This is a genomic window from Mycobacterium adipatum, assembly GCF_001644575.1.
Classification (GTDB): Bacteria; Actinomycetota; Actinomycetes; order Mycobacteriales; family Mycobacteriaceae; genus Mycobacterium; species Mycobacterium adipatum.
The window spans coordinates 2421150-2441456 of record NZ_CP015596.1 but is presented as its reverse complement, the minus strand read 5'-3'; the positions used below and the strand labels follow the sequence as shown (position 1 = coordinate 2441456).

The window sequence follows — 20307 nt, the reverse complement described above, 5'->3', positions numbered from 1 at the left end:
GCTTTCCGTCACTTCGAGTAGTGGTCGTCAGCACCCAGGCGGGCGTCGGGATCGAGCAGCATGGCCGCTTCCTGACGCTTCTCCGGGGTGTCGTGACCGAACCGGCGATCGGCCGGCTTCTCGTAAAGTGCGGGCCCACCGGCGATCGCCGAGGCGAGTCGCCGCTGCCCCTCCAGCACACGGGCGTTGGCCCGCGCCTGGTAGTCGGCACGCTGATCGGCGGGCAGTGCGGCCAGCAGCGCCTGCGGGTGCACGAGCGCCACCAGACCCGACACGTGGCCGAACCCGAGGCTGGTCACCAGACCGGCCTTGATCGGGAACTTCTCGCCCAGATGCAGTGCCTCCCGGACCCACACGAAGTGCTTGGCATGGTTGAGCTCGTCGTCGACGCAGTCCAGGCTGCGGTTCGGCGGGATGACGCCGTCGCGCAGGATCTGGCACAGCCCCATCATCTGGAAGGCCGCGGCACCGCCCTTGGCGTGACCAGTGAGGCTCTTCTGGCTCACCACGAACAGCGGTGCACCCTTCGAGCGTCCCATCGAGGCCGCGAGCCGCTCGTGCAGCTCGGTCTCGTTGGGATCGTTGGCCAGCGTCGAGGTGTCGTGCTTGGAGATGACGGCGATGTCATCGGCACCGACCCCCAGCTTGGCCAGGGAACGGGCCAACCGGGACTGCGTGCCGCCGAGACCGGATGCCAGCGCACCGAGCCCGGGAGCCGGGATCGAGGTGTGCACGCCGTCGCCGAAGGACGAGGCGTAAGCCACCACCGCAAGCACCGGCAGACCCATCTGCACCGCGAGGTCACCGCGGGTCAGCAGAATCGTTCCGCCGCCCTGGGATTCGACGAATCCCAGGCGACGACGATCGTTGGCGCGGGAGAACTTCGCATCGCTGATCCCCTTGGCGCGCATGACCTCGGTGTCGGCGGTGGCCGACATGTCACCGAAGCCGGTGACGGCCTCCAGCGTCAGGTCGTCGTAGCCGCCGGCGACCACGAAATCGGCCTTGCCCAACTGGATCTTGTCGACGCCCTCCTCCACCGACACCGCCGCCGTCGCGCAAGCCGCGACCGGGTGGATCATCGAGCCATAGCTGCCGATGTAGGACTGCACGACATGGCCGGCGAAGACGTTCGGCAGCACCTCCTGCAGGATGTCGTTCGGCTTGCTCTGACCCAGCATGTTTCCGTGGAACATCCGCTGCATGGACGTGAGCCCACCGATACCGGTGCCCTGCGTGCAGGCCACCAGACTCGGATGCACCCACCGCATCAGCTCGGCCGGGGTGAAGCCCGCGGTCAGGAACGCATCCACCGTGGTGACCAGGTTCCACAGCGCGAGGCGGTCCACCGAACTCGCCATGTCCTGGCTCACGCCGTACACCGTCGGGTCGAACCCTGTCGGCACCTGAGCGCCGACGGTGCGGGACATCTTGGCCTTGCGCGGCACCCGGATCTCGGTGCCCGCCTTGCGGGTCACCTGCCAGTCACCACTGTCGGGGACCGGCGCGATCACGGTGTGTTCCGGATCGGACTGGGCGAAACCGCGGGCGTCGGCCTCCGAGGACACCACGAAGCTGAAGTCCTTGTCCAGGAACACCGAAACCAGCAGGGGCGCGGTGTGATCCGGGGTGATCGCGCCATCGTCGACGAACTCCCGGATACCGACCTTGGCGACCACGGCGTCGTGGTAGCGCTCGACGAGTTCGGACTCGTCGACCAGGTCACCGGTCTCGGTGTCGTACCAGCCCGGCTTGGGATCGTCTTCCCACTTCACCATCCCGGTGGTCCAGGCCAGCTCCAGGACGCCCGCGGCAGACAGCTCGCCGGAGACCTCCATCTCGAAGCGGGTACGCGAGGAACCATACGGTCCGAGCTCGGCGCCACCGACGATCACCACCAGGTCGGCGGGATCGACGTCGAGGTCATCCCACGCCGGCGGCGGTGCCGCGGCGTAGCCGCGCGGCGGCGAGGGCAGGGCACGGATGATGCCTTCCGCCTCGTCGTCCTCGTCCTCGGCTGCTGCCGCCGACATCTCCTCGCGGGCCTTGGCGGCCAGCTCGGCCATGTCGATCTCGATCTCCCCGAGCCCACCGGTCATATCGACCTCGATGGGCTGGCGCGCGGCAGCCACCTTGGATTCGATATCGCAGAGCGCCAACAGCTTGGCGGCCATCTCGGCGGTGGTGTAGGTCGTCAGCCCGGCCTCTTCGACGGCACCGACGATGGCGTCGTTGTGACCCATCAGGCCGGTGCCCTTGGTCCAGCCGATCAGCGCGTGCGCCAGCGAAACACGCTGGCTCCACGAGGATTCGACCTTCCACCGGGTGACCACGGCGTCCAGCGCCGCCTTGGCCTCGCCGTAGGCGCCGTCACCGCCGAACATGCCCCGGTTGGGCGAACCCGGCAGCACCACGTGCAGGCGCGAGGCGATGTCCCGCTCGGCACCCAGATGCGACAGGCCGGCGATGAGCCGCTGCACGGCCCACAGCAGCACCTTCATCTCCATCTCGGAGCGCGCGCCCGCATCGGAGAGATCCCCGCCGACCCGCGGCGCGGCGAACGGGAACAGCAGCGTCGGGTTCTGCGCCTCCTTGAGGTGAATGGCCTTGGGGCCCAGGTTCTCGGTCTGCTCGGTCCCGACCCACTCGACGAGCGCGTCGATATCCGAGTACGACGCCATGTTGGCCGGAACCACCCACAGCGTGGCGTTGAACCGGGCGTGATCGCGGTACAGCGTGCGGTAGAACGCCAGCCGGTCATCGTCGAGTCGTGAGGTGGTCGCGATGACGGTCGCGCCGCCCTCCAGCAGCTGGGCGACCACCGATGCGGCGATGGAGCCCTTGGAAGCACCCGTCACCACCGCGACTTCGTTGGCGTAGCCGCCCTTGTCCGGGTTCTCCGCACCGGCGGCGGCCCGGCCGTACAACGCGGCGTGCACGTTGCGTCCGGACGCCAGGGCCTTGCCCTGCCACCAGCTGGCCTGGGTGGCCACGATGTTGCCGGCCCCCTCGAAGCTCTGAGACAGCCGCTGCCAGTCGGCGTCGATGTCACTCTCGTCCAGCAGCCACAGCCGGGCCAGATCCTCACGCGCGCTTGCCCACCGGTCGTCGAACACGACGGCCTTGCGGGCGTCGAACACCGGGGCGACCAGCCGCGGCCAGTCCGAGCCGAGCTCGGTGGTGACCAGGTCGATCAGGTCGGCGTCGCTGACGGTCTCGTCCGCGTTGACCGGGTCGTCCAGACCCAGCTGACCCAGGATGGTGCGGGCCGCATTGGCCAGCACACCGTTCGGCCCGGTGACCTGCTCGGCGAATTCACCGAGGGCCGCCGAGTCCACGACACCGCCACCGGCGGCACCAGAGGACGGCAGGCTGACCGGGATGCCCTTGCGCGCACCGACCGCCGTGACCGCGGCGTCGATGACCTTGTCGACCGAGGCGGCGTCGGCCAGGGCGCCCTCGTGCAGGCCGCCCATGCTGCCACCGCGGACGCTGGAGCCCTCACGGGTGCCCAGCGCCACCTCGGCGGTGACGTGCTTGGCCCAGCCCGGCCCCAGTTCCCATGTCTTGGCGACACGTTCGGCGATGTAGGCCGGACGCTTACCGGACGGACCGAACACCGTACGCAGCTGATCGTTGATCGAATCCGACAGCACCGGGCCGAACGGCTTGTAGGTGCGGGCCAGCTTGGTCACCTGCGCCTTGAGGCCGGACAGATCGGCCTCGGCGGCACCATCGATAGCACCCAGGTTGAGCTCGGAACCGAGGTCCACCAGCATCTGGTTGCGCCGCGAGGACGCACCGTCGGTGATGGACTCGATGGAGTCCAGCGGCTCGATCTGGTCGATGCGCATCTTCGACGCCAGCGCGATGAGCACCAGTGTCGCGTCCGAGGCATCGAAGGTGATGTCGTCCGGCCGCGGGCCACCCGACGGCGCGGCGGCCGGTGCCGGTGCCGCGGCAGGCGCGGCGGCGGCCGGGGCCGCCTCGGCCGAAACCTCAGGCGCAGAGGCCTCTTCGGGCTCGGGCTCCGGGTCGGTGTCGGTGGCGAACAGCACCGCGGCATCCCGCTCGGCGTTGAGCACCTCGGTGGTGTTGTGCGAGTACTCGGGCAGCTTCAGCGTGTTGGTCGCCAGGCCGGCCACCGTCGGCGCGGTCTTGACGCCGATCTCGACGAACCGCTCGACACCGAGGCCGCCGGCGGCCTCCTCGATGAACAGCAGGTCCTGGGTCTCGATCCAGCGCACCGGGCTGGCGAACTGCCAGGCCAGCAGCTCGATGACGACCTTGCGCATCAGCTCACGCGGACGCTCGTTGCGCCAGGTGTCGTAGTCGGCGAGGACCTCGTCCAGCGGCTCGGCCGGCACCAGGTCGCGGATCTCCTGGATGAAGTCGCGGTCCAGTGTGAACGGACGCGGCACCAGGTTGGGGATGTACTTGCCCACCAGCAGTTCCGGGTCGGCATCGGTGGGCATCACCCGCTCCAGCGAGCGACGGAAGTCGGCGACGCCGACGCGGAGCACCTCGGAGTGGAACGGCACGTCGATACCGGGCACCAGGATGAACGAGCGCTTGCCGCCGCTGATCTCGCGACGCCGCTCGATCTCCTCCTCCAGGGCCTCCAGGCCGCGAACGGTGCCGGCGATGGCGTACTGCGAACCGCGCAGGTTGAAGTTCACGATCTGCAGGAATTCACCGGTGCGCTGCGAGATCTCCTCGACGAACGCGGTGACGTCATCGTCGGCCAGGTCGATCTGCGACGGGCGGATCGCGGCGAGCCGGTAGTTGGAGCGGCCCTTCTCGTCGCGCGGGACGATGTCGTGCATCTTGGAGCCGCGGTGGAAGACCACCTCCAGCAGCGCCGGGAGCTCGTAGACGCCGGAAACACAGGCCAGCGCGGTGTATTCGCCGACGGAGTGCCCGCAGGCGATGGCCCCTTCGACGAAGGCACCCTGTTCACGCATCTCCGCGACCTGGGCGGCGGCCACCGTCGCCATGGCGACCTGGGTGAACTGCGTCAGGTAGAGCACGCCCTCGGGGTGGTGGTAGTGCACACCGGAGGCGATCAGGCTGGTCGGGTTGTCCTTGACCACGTGCAGCACCGAGAAGCCCAACGTGTCGCGGGTGAACTTGTCGGCGGTGTCCCATACCTTGCGGGCGGCCTTGGACCGGGCGCGAACCTCCATGCCCATGCCCTTGTGCTGGATGCCCTGACCGGGGAAGGCGTACACGGTTTTCGGGGCGGCCAGCTGCGCGCTGGCGGCCATCACCAGGTCACCGCCGACCTTCGCGGTGACCTCGATGATCTCCGCACCCCGGTCGATGCCGACGCGGTCGACCCGGAACTCGATCTCGTCGCCGGGCAACACCATGCCCAGGAAGCGGGAGGTCCAGCCCACCAGGCGAGCCGGCGGGGTGGCGCGACCGTCGGTGGCGGTCACCACGTGCTGGGCGGCGGCCGAGAGCCACATACCGTGCACGATCGGGCCCTTGAGCCCGGCGAGAAGCGCTGCGGCACGGTCGGTGTGGATCGGGTTGTGATCGCCGGACACCACGGCGAACGCGCTCATATCGGTGGGCGCGGTCATGGTGACGTCACGGCGGCGACGACGCGGGGTGTCGGTGGCGTTGTCGGTCATCGCCCCGCCGGCACGCACCGGGTCTTCCAGCTCGACGGCCCCGGTGCGGCCGCGGATGGCGAAACGCTCTTCCAGGCGCGCCAATTCGGTGCCCTCGGCATCGCTGATGACGACGCTGACCGGCACCACCCGGCCGACCTCGGTGTCGACGGCTTCCGAAGCCGTTGCGGTGACCGTCAACTCGGCCTCCGACTTCGGCATCGGGGCCAGCAGGTGCGCGGCGTGATCCAGGTGCACCAGGCTCAGCAGACCTTCGATGATCGGGAACCCGGCATCGGTGACGGCCGATCCGATGGTGGCGAACACCGCCGGCCAGCAGCGGCCGACCAGGGCGTCGGGCACCAGGGTCAGCCCCGGCGCCAGCGGGGCGCCGAAGGTGGCGGTGACACCGGTGTGGTCGGCGACCTCCTCCGGGTCCCAGCCGACGGTGACGGTCGCGGTGCCGTCGACGACGGTGGGCAGCGCATCCACCCCGTCGACGCCGGCGGCGATGGCCAGCACGGCGCGCATGGCGGCGGCGGCGTCCTCGGTGGTGACCACCGGCATACCGCCGTTGACCGTGGCCGCAGGCAGCGTCAACTTGATGTCGATCCAGATGTCGGACAGCGGAACACTCAGCGTGACACCGGCATCGGTCAGCTCGATCCGCGAACCGGTGGACGGGTGCACCGCGGAGCGGTTCTCGTTGACCTGCCACTCGCTGGGGGCGCCGATGCGGTGCACCGGGTTGATGGCGGTGCGGCCGGCCCACAACACGTCGGGCGAATCCAGCACCACCGCAATGGGTCCGGTGACCGCGGCGCTGGCCTGGCGGCGGGACACCACAGGAACCGGCACCGCGCCTGTTGCGCTCACCTCGTCGATGGCGGCCTGCTCGAAGCGGTCCAGCAGCTCACCGACCGGTTCGTCGACCCGGGTGATACCCGCGACGGCCGCGGTGCCGGGGATGATGCAGACCTGGTCGGCGGTGTAGCGGGCGTCGTGGGCCTGCCATAGCGAATCGCTACGCCACCAGCGGCGCACGTCCTTGTCGATGACCGGCACGAAGTTGACCGGCTTACCGGGGGTCTTGCACAGGGTGGTGAAGAACGGCACATCGGCCGGGTGCAGCTTGATGTTCTCGGCGTCCGGGTACCGGTTGAGCAGGGTGTCCACCGCGGCAGCGGGATGCTCCAGCAGGGCCGCACCCTCGGTGCCGGCGAACAGGGTGTCGATCGGACCGGAGTCGGCCGGGTGCAGGCGGGCCTCGGCGCGCTTGAGCATCTCCTCGAAGCGATCGCGCCAGGTGATGTCGAGCCACGGCGAGTCGGCGGCCTTGGTATCGGCGGTGGAGTCACCGTCGCCGATCGCCAGCTCCACGTAGCGGTCCAGCCACTGCAGGTAGGTCATGTCGGAGACATCGCCGAAGTACGGCTTGGCGGTGTCGGCCATCGCGGCGATGATCTCGTCGCGGCGCTCGGCGACCGCGTCGGCGTCACCGGCGACCTCGTCGAGCAGTCGCCCGCAGCGCGAGGCGGTGTTGTCGATCTCGTGGATGTCGGCGCCGAGCTGGCTGCGCCCGGAGGCCATGCCGCCCTGCGCTTTTCCGGCCCCGACCCAGACATCGGTGCCCTTGGTGTCGACGAGCAGTTGCTTGACGGCCGGGGAGGTGGTGGCCTCCAGCGTGGCCATCGCCGCGGTGCCCACCAGGATGCCGTCGACCGGCATCAGCGGGAAGCCGTAGTCCTGCGCCCAACGTCCGGCCAGGTAGTCGGCGGCCCGCTCGGGGGTGCCGATGCCGCCGCCCACGCAGATGGTGATGTTGGACAGCTTGCGCAGGTCGGCATAGGTGGCCAGCAGCAGGTCGTCGAGGTCCTCCCACGAGTGGTGACCACCGGCGCGGCCGCCCTCGATGTGGGCGATGACGTCCTTGCCCGGAACCTCGGCCGCAATCTTGATGACGGACTTGATCTGGTCGACGGTGCCCGGCTTGAACACCACATGGGTGATGCCGATCTCGTTGAGTTCCTCGATGAGCGCGACGGCCTCATCCAGCTCGGGGATGCCCGCGGTGACGACGACACCGTCGATGGGGGCACCGGACTGGCGCGCCTTCTGCACGATGCGCTTGCCACCGAGCTGCAGCTTCCACAGGTACGGGTCCAGGAACAGCGAGTTGAACTGGATGGCGCGGCCCGGCTCCAGCAGCTGGGTCAGTTCGGCGACGCGGTCTTCGAAGATCTTCTCGGTGACCTGGCCACCACCGGCGAGCTCGGCCCAGTGCCCGGCGTTCGCGGCCGCGGCGACGATCTTGGCATCCACGGTGGTCGGGGTCATCCCGGCCAGCAGGATCGGCGACCGGCCGGTGAGGCGAGTGAACTTGGTGGACAGCTTGACCGACCCGTCGGGCAGGGCGACCGTCGTCGGCGCATAGCTGCTCCACGGGGCGGGCACCTCGGGCACCGCGCCGACGGTGAACAGGCTGCGCTGACCGGAACGGGTGCCGGCCGGCACGATGCCGATGCCCAGCCCGCGGATCACCGGGGCGGTCAGGCGGGTGAGCGTGTCGGCGGGGCCGAGGTCGATGATCCAGCGGGCACCCGCGGTGTGCAGGGCTTCCACGTCGGCGACCCAGTCGATCGGGCTGACGAAGATCGACTCGGTCATGGCGTGCGCCAGCTCGGGGTCGATACCGCACTTGGCGGCCCAGCGGTCCACGAGCGCCACGCCGTCGGCCAGGCGCGGGGTGTGGAATCCGACCTCGACCTGGATGGGATTGAACACCGGCGCGAACACCGCGCCACCGCGCAGCTTGTTCTTCCGCTCGGCTTCTTCCTTCTCGGTGATCTTCGAGCAGTAGAGCTCGAAGCGGCCGAGTTGTTCGGGGGTCCCGGTGATGACGACCGAGCGGCGGCCGTTGCGGATGGACAGCACCGGGGGCAGCACGGTGCGCACGTCGGTGGAGAAGTCTTCGAGCAGTTCGGCGATCCGGGCGGGGTCGACGTTGGTCACCGAGACCATCGGACTCTTGTCCCCGCGGCCGACCATGCCGCGGCGGCGCGAGATCAGCGAACCGGCGGCGCCGATCAGCTGGAGCAGGGCGAGCAGCTCGGCATCGCGGGTGCCTTTCGCCTTGAGCGACTCGACGCCCAGGATGCCCTGGGAGTGGCCGGCCATCGCGACGGGCGGGGTGCCCATCAGATCCAGACCCTGGCGCGTCAGTGCGCGGATGGCGGCCATCTGGGTCAGCAGGATGCCGGGGCCGGAGATGGCGGCGGTGGTGAGTTGCTTGGTATCGGGCAGCGGTTCCTCGGCAGCCAGCGCGCGCACCCACTGCAGGGGCTCGAAACCGATCGGACGCACGACGACGAGCTCGCGGGCCACCGGTTCCAGCAGCAGCGCGGCCTCGCCGACCAGCTCGCTGAGTTCGGACTCGATGCCGGCGGAGCTGACCAGCTCCTCCAGGCTCTCCAACCAGGCGCCGCCCTGACCGCCGAACGCGACGGCGTACGGCTCACCGGCGTTCAGCAGATCGACGAGCGCGTGCGCGCCCGACAACGAACCCTCGCCCAGGCTGCTCTTGGTACCGGCTGTCACCCTGTCGTGCTCGTTGATCGTCACGTCTTGTATCTCCCTCGGTGCAGTCTTCTTCACGCACTGTCGCTGTTCGTACCGGTGTGCCGCGTCGTCGCGGCGAGGATGCGTACGGGATCCCCGACGGTCCCGTCGTCCTGGTGGTCTGCGGTGATTCGGCTTTGAATCTCCGTTGGACTGGTGTCGTCCGGGCGATCCGGCATCACCTGGTCCCGGATCCGGACGTGCCCGGAGGGCAGCCCAACCCCACTAAGAGTGTCATAAGAGCTAGGGCAATTTTCCGCCTCTAAATGGTTACTGGCGAGTTCTACGGACGGGTAACCATACGTTGGGTAACAAAGGTCACCACGCGGGTCAATCCTCTGCGGGACAAACGTCCTGCATGCAGGTGGTTACGGTCGAGTAGCTATAACTTCCCAGATCAGCGCGATGCCGTTATGAAATCGTTATCTAAGAATTTCATGTTCTCCGGCACCCGCGGCGGCATCGAGAATGCCATCCACGAGAGAACACATCGCCCATATGTGTCCACCCAGCGGCCCGACGGCCGCAATTTAGTTTGCTGGAAATTATTACTGATCGGTAAGTTTTGCAGCTGCCTGCCGACTCCGGTCGCCAAGATCCGGGTGACGCCTGACCCCGACACCGCCGCGGGCGCGCCGGATGGCCCCATTCCGACGGCGGCGCCGACCGAAGCACCGCGCGCGCCGGCGCGCCCGAAGGCACCGCCGGTGGTACGCACGAATACCACCGCACCGGGCCCTTTCGGACCAACGGGCGTCGGTCCGCGCATCCGGTTTCGCACCGCCCGCAGGTCGCTGCCGCGCCCACCGGTCGTCGCCGGGTGCGGCGGCGACCCACCGCGACCGGGTCCCCGTCGGGCGGGCCGGCGGCCGGTGATGCCCGCACCACCGGCCGCGCCGTGTCGTTGCCAGCGGTGTGCGGCGTGCGCCACCCCCGGTCCGAGGTCCCCGCCAGCCTCCCCGCCCGGGCCGCTGCGTGGTGCCCCGCCTGCCGCGCGGTGACCCTTGGGCGGATCGACAGCCGCCCGCATCAGGTTGTTCGTCGGGCCGATCCCGCCGCCCAGCTACCGGACCGATGCGCGACGGACTGTTCAGATACCGCATCCAGCAATATCGGTGAGGGATCTCACCATAAATAACTGGAGATTCATCCCACGAATTTGGGACGATTGCCGGGCAACCCTTCCCGACATCACCGAAAGAGGTCCGCGTGCGTCCCTGGATCATCTGGGCCACCGGACTCCTGGCATACGTGGTGGCGGTGCTCAACCGGACCACTCTGGGCGTGTCCGGCCTGGAGGCCGGCGACCGCTTCCACGCGGGGCCCAGCGTGCTGTCGACATTCGTGGTGCTGCAGATCATCGTGTACGCCGGCGCCCAGGTCCCCGCCGGCGTGCTGCTGGACCGCTACGGCTCCAAGCTGCTGATCGTTTCCGGCGCCGCGCTGATGGTCACCGGACAACTCGCCATCGCGCTCACCGACTCACTGCCGATGGCCCTGGCCGCACGTGCTGTCGTCGGGCTCGGTGACGCCGTCACCTTCATCTCCGTGCTGCGGCTGGTGCCCCACTGGTTCCCCGCCAAGCGGGTGCCGCTGCTGACGCAGCTCACCGGGATCAGCGGCCAACTCGGGCAGGTGCTTTCCGCGGTGCCGTTCCTGGCGTTGCTGGGGGTCAGCGGCTGGACATCGGCGTACCTGTCGGTCACCGCGTTCGGCGTGCTCACCATGGTGCTCGCGGCCGCCCTGTTGCAGAACACGCCGTCCGGCCGGCTCGTGACCACCGAGACCATGACGGTGCGAGACACCATGACCAGCCTGCGCACGGTGTGGATGCGTCCGGGCACCCGGCTCGGGTTCTTCACCCATATGGGCACCCAGTTCTCGGTCACCGCCTTCGCCCTGATGTGGGGTGTCCCCTACGTCACCGCCGCCCAGGGCCAGACCCGTGCGGTGGCCGGCATGCTGCTCACCATCTCGGTCGTGACCGCGATCTCCGCCGGCATCGTGCTCGGCGTCCTGACCGGCCGCTACCCACACAAGCGCTCGCTGATGGTCCTGGCCATCATCGGCAGCAATGCGTTGATCTGGACGATCGTGCTGGCCCTGCCTGGCCAGGCGCCGCTGTGGCTGCTCGTCGTGCTCGTCGTCATCATCTCCGTCGGTGGACCCGGCTCGATGGTGGGCTTCGATTTCGCCCGCACGTTCAATCCGAGCGCCACCCTGGGCACCGCGCAGGGCTTCGTCAACATGGGCGGCTTCCTGGCCTCCCTGCTGCTGATGCAGGCGATGGGCTGGGTCCTCGACCACGAGGGCGGATACTCCGTCGAGTCGTTCCGGCACGCCTGGACGCTGCAGTACATCGTCTGGGTGCTGGCCGTCATCGGCATTCTGGTCACTCGGCGCAAGGCCCGGCGACTGATGAAGGCCGAGCAGGAACGGTCCCTGCTGGAGACCTTCGAACCGGCGCGCGGCTAGCCGATCCGGGCGGCCAGCTTGGCCGCGGTGTGCCGGTGACCCACCCACTCATCGCCGATCACCGCCACCATCGGCGCCGCCGACGCGACCAGCAGGCACAGTGCCATCGACACACCGGACAGGGCCAGCACCACCGCACCCACCAGGACCGCCACGGTCAGCACGGCCAACATGAGGTGGACCGCGTTCACGCTGCGCAGCAGCAGCGCGTGCAGCAGATAGATCACCGCGATGTAGGCCCCGACCGGTATCGCCACCGACAGCACCGTTGCCTGCGAACTCAGCACCGAGTGCTCCTCGAGGTAGTAGGCCGCCACGTGCAGACCGGCGCCGGTGGCGACGATCGCACCGAACAGCAGGATCGCCAGATAGCCGAACCAGAACGAGGTTTCGCGGTGCGCATGCAGCAACTGCGCCGAGGGCACCATGAAGAACAGCCACCACATGCCGAAGGTCAGCCCGGTGCCGGCCAGCGCGACCAGGACCGCGTCGGTGGTCCAGCCTTGGTCGTGGACCACCGCCGACAAGGTCGCCACCGTGCCGACCACGCCCTCGCCCAGCGCGATGATCGCCATCAGTCCGTAGCGTTCGGCGATGTGGTGGGCGTGCCACGGGGTGCCGCCGGCCCGGCGCTCGGCAAGGAAGGGTCCGAGCATCTCGACACCGATCAACGCCACCACGATGCCGAACGTGACCGCGAGCGAGGTGTGCACGAAGATCGCGGCGATCCAACCCACCTGGGCAACCGCGATGGCCGCGACATAGGTCAGGCAGGTGCTGCGCCGGGCCGGATCCTGTCGGGCCGCCCGCAGCCACTGCCCCACCATCGCGACCCGCATCACGACGTACCCGGCCACGATCACCGCGTTGTCGACATGCCCGCCGTGCTCCAGCGAGGCGTACAGGTCCGGGACGCCGAGGGCCAGGATCAGCACGCCCACCATCTGGACCATCGTCATCAGCCGGTACACCCAGTCGTCGGTGTCGTAGGCGGAGGCGAACCAGGTGAAGTTGATCCAGGCCCAGCAGACCGCAAAGATCGCGAATCCGAAGCCCGCCAGTCCCGCCCCGACATGACCGGCGGCCATCGCGTGGGCGAACTCCGATGCCGCGACGCCGAACGCGACCACGAAGGTGAGATCGAAGAGCAGTTCCAGCGGGGTGGCGGTGCGGTGCGGCTCATGCGGGTCACGGCCCGACATCCGCCGAAGGCGGTGCGCCGCGGCGGGACCCGAAGGCGGTGGTGTGGAAACGCTCACCCGATCATCCTCTCCCCGATGGTTCCGGCCTGCACCGGTTCACCGACCGCACAGGCTAGCGTGAGCGGGTGTCCACTGTGTCCGGTCCCCGCGCCGCGGTCGGCGTGGTGCTCGCCGCCGGGATGGGCTCACGGGTCGGCGCCGACGGCAACAAGGCCTACCTGAGGCTGGCCGGCGCGTCGATGCTGTCCTGGTCGGTGCGGGCAGTGGCCGAGACCGCCGGAATCGACCGGGTGATTCTGGTGTACCGACGCGGTGAGCGGGACGTGGCGGCTCGCGCGCTGCACGAGGACCTGCCCGGTATCGCGGTCGAACTCGTCGAGGGCGGCGAGAGTCGCCACGATTCGGAGTTCAACGTGTTGGGCCACCTGTGTGCCGATATCGAGAGCGGGGCCGTGGACGTCGTGCTCATCCACGACGCCGCCCGACCCTTGGCCGGCCCGGACCTGATGCGAACCGCACTGGATACTGCCCGCGCCTATGGCGGTGCCGTGCCCGCGCTGCCCGCCTCGGGCCTGGCCCGGCCGCTACCCGACGGCGGGTTGGAGCCCCTGACCGGACGCCTGGTCCGGGTCCAGACACCGCAGGCCTTCCGGGCCGGACCGTTGCTCGAGGCCTATCGCCGCGCCGAGGCCCAGGGTTTCGACGGCACCGACACCTCGGCGTGCGTCCAACATTTCACCGATGTCGAGGTGCGGGTGTTCGGCGGTGCCGCAAGCAATCTCAAAGTCACCTATCCTCCGGACATCCGACTGGCCGAGCATCTGCTGGCCGCGACGGTCAACGCCGACAGGCGATGACCGCGGCCAGCAGCGCGGCATCTGCCGGCAGGTCGAACGGGATCGCGTCGGCGTCCCCGGCGACGCGCACCAGCTCGGCTCCGGCGTTCAGAACGGTGCGCAGATCGCCCAGCCGCGGGACCGCGGCGCCGTAGGGGTACTGGGTGATCGCGAGCTCCGAACGGTCCACGGTGGACTGGATAACCCCTTGCTCGTCAACCTGTTTCACGGTGTCGGTGACCGGCAGCACCGGGACCACCACCGCCGCGCCGTCCGACAGGGCGGTGATGACGCGGTCGATCAGGTCACGCGACATCACCGGATGGCGGTGGTCGGCCACCAGCACATGTGTGGCGGCGCCGGTCCGAAGGTGACCCGTGGCTGCCGTCAGACAGTCTGCGGTGCTCGCGTTCACGCCGGCCGCGATGACCCGCGCCGACACACCGGCCAGGCCCGCGCGAACATCATCGATCAGCGCATCATCGGAGGTCACCAGCACCTCGGTGACCGCCGGGGCCAGTGCGCGCACGATCCGCACCAGTGCGGACTCGCCCTCGACCGGGGTGAGCACCGAAGCCCGGTTGCTTGCCACCGAGGCCGGCAGCGGCAGGATCGCTGAGATGGTCACCGCGGTCAATGTATCGGCACGGCCGATCGAGGTCGCCTGGGGCACCGCCGCCGGGACCGCTACACCGGGTCGAAGGACGAGATCAGCCAGGCGTCGCCCACCTTCGTCAGCCCGACCTTGACCGCACTGGTGGAAAAGGATCCGTCCGGGTTCTCGGTGCTGGTGGTGGTTTGATTGAGGAACACCAGCACCACGGCCGATTCCGGATGCAGCTCGGCCACCGCGGCGTTCACGATCGCCGCCGTCGTCTTGACCGATTTCTTGGTGGCCGCGGGCGTGACGATCTGCTCGGTGAACTGGTTGTAGTAATTCAGGAAATCACCGGTCAGGTGTGTCTTGGCGTTGGTGAAGTCCTCGTTGAGAGTCTCCGGCGAATACGACAGCAACGCAACGGTTCCGTCCTTGGCGGCGTTGAGTGCCGAGTCGGCAGCGGCACTTCCGGTGGCCTGGTCGGGCCGGTACTGGTTGACGTACAACCACGCGGTCACACCCCCGGTCACCGCCAGAGCGGTGATCAACACGATGACAACCCAGAAACGTGCAGCGCCCTGCAACACCCGGCGCAGGGGTCCGGCGGGCCGATCCGGTGGTGTGGCCGCCACCGTCGTCGGCTCGGCGCTCGCCTCGGCGTCGTCCGGGCTGTCCACGGTGTCGACTGCCTCAGCGGTCAACAGCTCTTCGTCGTTCTTCACGGTCACGGCGCAAACTCGACTTTCGCCATCTTGATTTGGTCACCGTCGCGGGCCATGCTCACGATGAGCCGCCAGCTGCGGGGGTCGTCCTTCGCGCCCTGCGCGTTGGTAATGGTCGACGCGGCCGCGACGAGCACGTCGGCGGTGTCCTCGGTCATTGTCTGCACGGCGGTCGCGGTGACGTTCGCCTCGGTGACGACCTTCGATGATTCGGCAACCTTGGCGAACTCCTCGGCCTGGGCCTGGAAATCCTCGCGGAACTGGCCGGTCGAGTTGTCGACGATGCGCTGCACATCGTCCTTGGCGCGGTTGAAATCCAACGACATCAACGACACCACACCCTGACGTGCGGCGGCCGAGAACTGCGCGGCGAGGTCGCGCTGATGTTCGGCTTGACGGTGCTTGACCACGATCCAGGCACTCGTACTGGCCAACGCCGCGATGGCGATGACCGCCAGGCACACCGCGGCGTATCTGGCGGCGGTCGCGAGTCGTCTGCGGCGAGGCGCGGCGGGCGTCAGCGGTGCGGAGTCCCCCGCGGCACCGGTGTCCCCGGTGTCCTTCTCGGCGACCTCGTCCTCGGCCCCGGACACCTCGTCGTGTACCTCGGTTTCCCGTTCGGCTTCCCGTTCGACTTTGGCCTGCTGCACCTTCAGCACATTGGCACGGGCCCGCGCTGCGGCCGCCTCGGCCTCGGCCGCCGCGGCCAGCGCCTCCGCCTCCTCGGCGGACAGCTCCGCGACGTCCGCCTCATCGGCGTCCGGCGTAGCTTTCCCGCGCTTGAACGTCGGCATCGTGACCTCCTGTGCCAATAATGAGAATGGCATTATCAGATTTTGCTGATCCCTCGACGATACCGCATCGCCAGCGCGTCCAGACATGACCGTTTTCCTGCGGAAATGTTATTTCCGCGCTGTGCGTCCGCTCAGCGCGCCAGGCCCTGAAGGCGGTCCTTCATGACTTTGCCGGTGGCGTTCAGGGGCAGTTCATCCAGAAACTCTACGTACCGCGGCACCTTATACCCGGCCATGCGCTCCCGACTCCAGGAAATGAGTTCCGGCGCGCTCACGCCGCCCCCGCCGCTTTCCCCCGTCGCTTCCTTCGCCTCGGGGTGCAACACCACGAAGGCCTTGCCGACCTGGCCCATCCGTTCGTCGGGAACACCGATGACCGCGGCCTGGCGCACCGCCGGATGCTCGAGCAGGAAGCCCTCGATCTCGGCGGGGTAGGCGTTGAAGCCGCCGACGATGAACATGTCCTTCTTGCGGCCGACGATCGTGAGCCGCCCGGCCTCATCGAGGGTGCCGAGATCTCCGGTGTGCAGCCAGCCGTCGGGATCGATCGTTTCCGCGGTGGCCACCGGGTCGTCCAGATAACCCTGCATCACGGTGTAGCCCCGCACCAGCACTTCACCGTCGGAGGCGATCCGCACCTCGACACCGTCACAGGGCTTGCCCGCGGTGGTGGCAATATCGGTGAACGAGTCGCCGGGGCGCGACAACGTGACCGTGCCGGCCTCGGTCAGTCCGTATCCGGTGGCCAGGGTCTGGAACGGCAACTCCTCGTGCACCCGACGGATGAGTTCCACCGGGATGTCGGCGGCCCCGGTGACCCCGGCGCGCAGGGTCGCCAGCCGATGCTTGTCGGGCACCGCCAGCAGCGAGTGATACAGCGTCGGCGCTCCCGGCAGCATCGTGATCCGTTCGGATTCGACCAGATCGACCACGGCGGGCACGTCGAACACCGCAACCGGCAGGATGGTGGCGCCCCGGATCAGCGAGGCGATGCATCCGGCCTTGTAGCCGAAGGTGTGGAAGAACGGGTTGACGATCAGGTACCGGTCACCCTGGCGCAGGTCGGCGAGATCGCACCACTCGCTGTAGAGCCGCAGTGTCTGTTCGTGATTCATCATCACGCCCTTGGCCCGGCCGGTGGTACCGGAGGTGTAGATGACATCGGCGATGTCCGTGCCGAGCAGGCCCCGCGCTTCGTAGGGCCGGCCACTGCTCAGGAAGTCCGAGGTGATCTCGATCGCCGGAAAGCCCTCGGGCACGCTGAAATCCTGTCCCAGAAAACCATTTTGGACCAGGACGGCCTTCGCGCCGCTGCGGGTGATGATGTCGGCGGCCTCTTCGGCCTTGAACCGGGTATTCACCGGCACGAGTACGCCGCCGGCGGTGACCAGGCCGAAGGCCGCGATCAGCCACGCCGCCGAGTTGGGGGCCCAGATCGCAACCCGATCACCTCTGCCGATCCCGAACTCGGCGAACGCGCCGGCAGCACATCGAACACGGTGCGCCAGTTCGACATAACTGATCCTCAGCGGCCCGTCGACGACCGCTTCGGAATCACCGAAACGGTCGCCGACGCTGCAGACCATCTCCGGGATGGTCTGCCACCTGGGGTGGTAGGTCACTCGCGGAACTATGTGGTGACCAGACGCCCGAGGTTGCCGCCCATGATCTTGGCCTGGTCCTCCAGCGCGAGATGCTCGAGGGCCGTGATGTAGTGGGTCGGCTCCGCCAGGCCCTCCGGGTGCGGCCAGTCCGAGCCGTAGAGCACCTGATCGACGCCGACCAGGTTGATCAGATCGTCGATGCCCTCCTCGTAGAACGGGCTGACATAGATGCGGTTCTTGATCTCTTCCATCGGATTACCGAGGAACGCCTCCGGCGCCTTCTTGTACACCTCGGCCATCGAATCCAGCAGCGGGAACATCCATTTGGACCCTGCCTCGACGATGCCGACCTTCAGCGTCGGGAAGCGGAACAGCGCACCGTGGATGACCCAGGAGGCCACCGCGTCCTGGATCGGACGCCACTCGTTGAGGATCGACATCGCGTTGGTCTGGAACGGCAGCATCTCCTGCGCGGCACCATCCCATTCGGAGGTGTAGCGCGAGTAGCCGCTGTCGCTGGAGTGCATGCCCACGAAGATGTCGTGGTGCACGACACGCTCCCAGAACGGATCGAACTCCGGTAGCGCGAACGACCGGGGTCCGCGGAACCCGGGCACCGGCGCGGGACGGATCAGGATGGCGCGGGCCCCACGCTTGACCGCCCACTCCAGCTCCTCGATCGCCTTCTCGACGATCGGCAGGGTGATCACCGGGGTGGTGAAGATCCGGTTCTGGTAGTTGAAACCCCAGACCTCGTGCAGCCACTCGTTGAGCGCATGCACGATGACGTGGATGGCCACCGGGTCATCGGAGAGCCGCTCCTCGATGAGGCTGGCCAGCGTCGGGAACATCAGGCTTCGGTCGACGCCCAGCTCGTCCATCACCTTGATGCGCGGTTCGGGCTCGAAGAACGCAGGAATGGCCTTCATCGGCTCGCCGAACAGTTCCCGCTTGCTCTTGCCGTCCGGGTTACCGAACTTGAAGTACTCCTCCCAGGCGCCGGGCTTGGCCACGACCGAGAAGGTGGGGTTCGGGATGTAGTTGCTGATCTGACCCTTGAGCGCAATCTTGGTGCGGCCGTTGACCTCTACGTACTGGACGATGTCCTTGTACTCCTTGGGGAGGTACTTGGTCATGGCCTCCGGAGGCTCGTAGAGGTGGTTGTCCGCATCGAACAGCGGAAACGGTATGTCGACCCGATGCGACAGTTGACCCATGAGATGCTCCTTTTCGGTTAGTGAGAATCATATTCTCATGTGCGGGATGTGGCAACGCCTCCGGGTGCGGCCGCGGCGATCTCCTGCCGTACCCGAAACTTCTGCACCTTGCCGCTGGCGGTCCGTGGAAAGTCCTGGCCCTCGGGCACCTGACGCAACTCCTCGGGCCACTTCTGCCGGGCCACACCGGCCTGCTCGAAGTGGGCGCGCACCTGCTCGGGAGTCGGCATCACCGCGCCGGGCCGGATCCGCAGCACCGCCGCGACGTGCTCGCCGAGCCGCTCGTCCGGAGCCGCCACCACGACGGCCTCCACCACCGCGGGCATGGTGAGCAACACCTCCTCGACCTCGAGAGCGCTGATGTTCTCACCGCCGCGGATGATGAGGTCCGCGGTGCGATCGGTGATGGTGAGATAGCCGTCCTCGTCCAGCACCCCGATATCGCCGGTCCGGTACCAGCCCTCGTCATCGAAGGACTTCGCGGTCAACTCCGCATCGGTATAGCCCAGACACAGGTCGGGGCCGCGGCTGAAGATCTCGCCATCGGGCCCGAGCCGGATCTCGACGCCCGGCCGAACACTGCCGTCGGTGAACAGGCGCTTGTCCTCCGGCGCGCCGACCCCCGATCCCGTGATCGAGGGATGTTCGGTGCTGCCGTACGAGCGGAAAACGAAAAGACCCAGGTCGGCCAGCCGCCGGGTGACCGCCGACGGGACCGTCGAGCCGCCGAGTCCGACGGTGGAGAACTTGGCCAGATGCGCGTCGCTGAAGTCCGGATGGTCCATCAGGCTGGTGACGAAGTACGGCGGACCTCCACCGATCGACAACCCGTCGCGCTCGATGATCTCGAGCACGCGGCCCGGATCCCACACATCGCACAGGTCGATGGGCGCACCTTCCAGCACCGGGATCAGGAACGCCCCGAGCATGCCGATGAAGTGTCCGACCGGGGTGGCGGTCAGCTGGCGCCCGCGCCCGGGCGGATAGTTGGCCAGCAGCTGGCGCGTCTCGCAGTTCAACGTCTGATGACTGTGGATGACCCCCTTGGGCTCCCGGGTGGTTCCGGAGGTGAACGCGATGAGCGCGGGCGCGGCCGGGTCGGCATCGACCGTGCCGGCCATCGGCTCGTCGGCCAGCAGCCGCTCGAATGCCAGGTCACCGGCGGCGCCGACCAATCCGACGATCGGCACCTGGGCACACAGGTCGGGGTGATAGCTCATCCGGCCGAATGCCGCGGTGCTGATGAACACCTTCGGCTTGGCGGTGGCGATGATGTGGGCCAGCTCCTTGCGGCCGTAGAAGTGCACGATCGGGACGGTCACCGCACCGAGGAAGGCCGAGGCCCAGAAGGCGACCGCGGCCTCCATCCAATTCGGCAACTGCAAGGCGACCACATCGCCGGCCCGCACCCCGCGTTCGTGCAGCCCGGCGGCCAGCCGACGCGCGCCACGCTCGACGTCACCGAACGTGCCAGAAAAGGGCCGGGTCGCGGAGTGCACGACGAAACCGGTGTCCGGGCTGGCCCGCAACCCGTCGGCCAGCAACTGACCGAGCGTTTCCGGCGTCCACCACCCCTGCTCCACGTACCGTTCACTCAGCTCAGCAGGGATTTTTCGAATCGAA

The 20307-nt window shown here is 68.2% G+C and carries 11 protein-coding genes; 2 read left to right on the top strand and 9 right to left on the bottom strand.

What is annotated here, in order from left to right; genetic code table 11:
- Window positions 1-8: 8 nt before the first annotated feature.
- Complete coding sequence (locus A7U43_RS11595) at window positions 9-9239, bottom strand: type I polyketide synthase (RefSeq protein ID WP_156525892.1); 9231 nt, start codon at window positions 9237-9239, stop codon at window positions 9-11.
- Window positions 9240-9633: 394 nt separating this feature from the next.
- Entirely contained in the window at window positions 9634-9954 is a 321-nt protein-coding gene (locus tag A7U43_RS29660; protein ID WP_156525891.1) for a hypothetical protein, read from the bottom strand.
- A gap of 491 nt (window positions 9955-10445) precedes the next feature.
- Here A7U43_RS29660 and A7U43_RS11590 point away from each other — a divergent pair, with 491 nt between their 5' ends.
- A complete protein-coding gene (locus tag A7U43_RS11590; protein ID WP_067994994.1) occupies window positions 10446-11711 on the top strand; it encodes an MFS transporter in 1266 nt (421 codons plus the stop codon).
- On the opposite strand, the gene A7U43_RS11585 is transcribed toward A7U43_RS11590, so the two are convergent.
- Window positions 11708-12913, bottom strand: a complete 1206-nt coding sequence (locus tag A7U43_RS11585) for a low temperature requirement protein A (protein WP_067994991.1) — start codon at window positions 12911-12913, stop codon at window positions 11708-11710. The two genes, A7U43_RS11590 and A7U43_RS11585, sit on opposite strands and share 4 nt — an antisense overlap.
- 179 nt (window positions 12914-13092) lie before the next feature.
- On the opposite strand from A7U43_RS11585, the gene A7U43_RS11580 reads away from it, so the two are divergent.
- On the top strand, window positions 13093-13770 hold the full coding sequence (locus A7U43_RS11580; protein ID WP_068002481.1) for an IspD/TarI family cytidylyltransferase: 678 nt from the start codon (window positions 13093-13095) through the stop codon (window positions 13768-13770).
- On the opposite strand, the gene A7U43_RS11575 is transcribed toward A7U43_RS11580, so the two are convergent.
- The 6 genes from A7U43_RS11575 to A7U43_RS11550 form a co-directional block, all read right to left on the bottom strand.
- Complete coding sequence (locus A7U43_RS11575; RefSeq protein ID WP_068002484.1) at window positions 13751-14377, bottom strand: 2-C-methyl-D-erythritol 4-phosphate cytidylyltransferase; 627 nt, start codon at window positions 14375-14377, stop codon at window positions 13751-13753. The genes A7U43_RS11580 and A7U43_RS11575 overlap by 20 nt on opposite strands.
- Before the next feature lie 59 nt (window positions 14378-14436).
- Window positions 14437-15075 carry a hypothetical protein gene (locus A7U43_RS11570; RefSeq protein WP_082902101.1) on the bottom strand — a complete coding sequence of 213 codons (639 nt, stop codon included), beginning with the start codon at window positions 15073-15075 and terminating at the stop codon, window positions 14437-14439.
- On the bottom strand, window positions 15072-15863 hold the full coding sequence (locus A7U43_RS11565) for a hypothetical protein (RefSeq protein ID WP_067994988.1): 792 nt from the start codon (window positions 15861-15863) through the stop codon (window positions 15072-15074). The genes A7U43_RS11570 and A7U43_RS11565 overlap by 4 nt, the downstream gene beginning before the upstream one ends.
- Window positions 15864-15994: 131 nt before the next feature.
- Entirely contained in the window at window positions 15995-17449 is a 1455-nt protein-coding gene (locus A7U43_RS11560; RefSeq protein WP_231963632.1) for a FadD3 family acyl-CoA ligase, read from the bottom strand.
- 44 nt (window positions 17450-17493) lie between these two features.
- The gene (locus A7U43_RS11555) at window positions 17494-18684 is read right to left on the bottom strand and encodes an amidohydrolase family protein (RefSeq protein WP_067994983.1); all 1191 of its coding nucleotides are present in this window, start codon (window positions 18682-18684) and stop codon (window positions 17494-17496) included.
- Window positions 18685-18719: 35 nt separating this feature from the next.
- On the bottom strand, window positions 18720-20303 hold the full coding sequence (locus A7U43_RS11550; RefSeq protein ID WP_068002475.1) for an AMP-binding protein: 1584 nt from the start codon (window positions 20301-20303) through the stop codon (window positions 18720-18722).
- Between the last annotated feature and the right edge of the window lie 4 nt (window positions 20304-20307).

What these genes read in the sequence shown, in the direction of transcription:
- A7U43_RS11585 (WP_067994991.1), bottom strand. Translation starts at nt 12,913, where the DNA reads ATGTCGGGCCGTGACCCGCATGAGCCGCACCGCACCGCCACCCCGCTG.
- A7U43_RS11580 (WP_068002481.1), top strand. Translation starts at nt 13,093, where the DNA reads ATGGGCTCACGGGTCGGCGCCGACGGCAACAAGGCCTACCTGAGGCTG.
- A7U43_RS11565 (WP_067994988.1), bottom strand. Translation starts at nt 15,863, where the DNA reads ATGCCGACGTTCAAGCGCGGGAAAGCTACGCCGGACGCCGATGAGGCG.
- A7U43_RS11560 (WP_231963632.1), bottom strand. Translation starts at nt 17,449, where the DNA reads ATGGTCTGCAGCGTCGGCGACCGTTTCGGTGATTCCGAAGCGGTCGTC.
- A7U43_RS11555 (WP_067994983.1), bottom strand. Translation starts at nt 18,684, where the DNA reads ATGGGTCAACTGTCGCATCGGGTCGACATACCGTTTCCGCTGTTCGAT.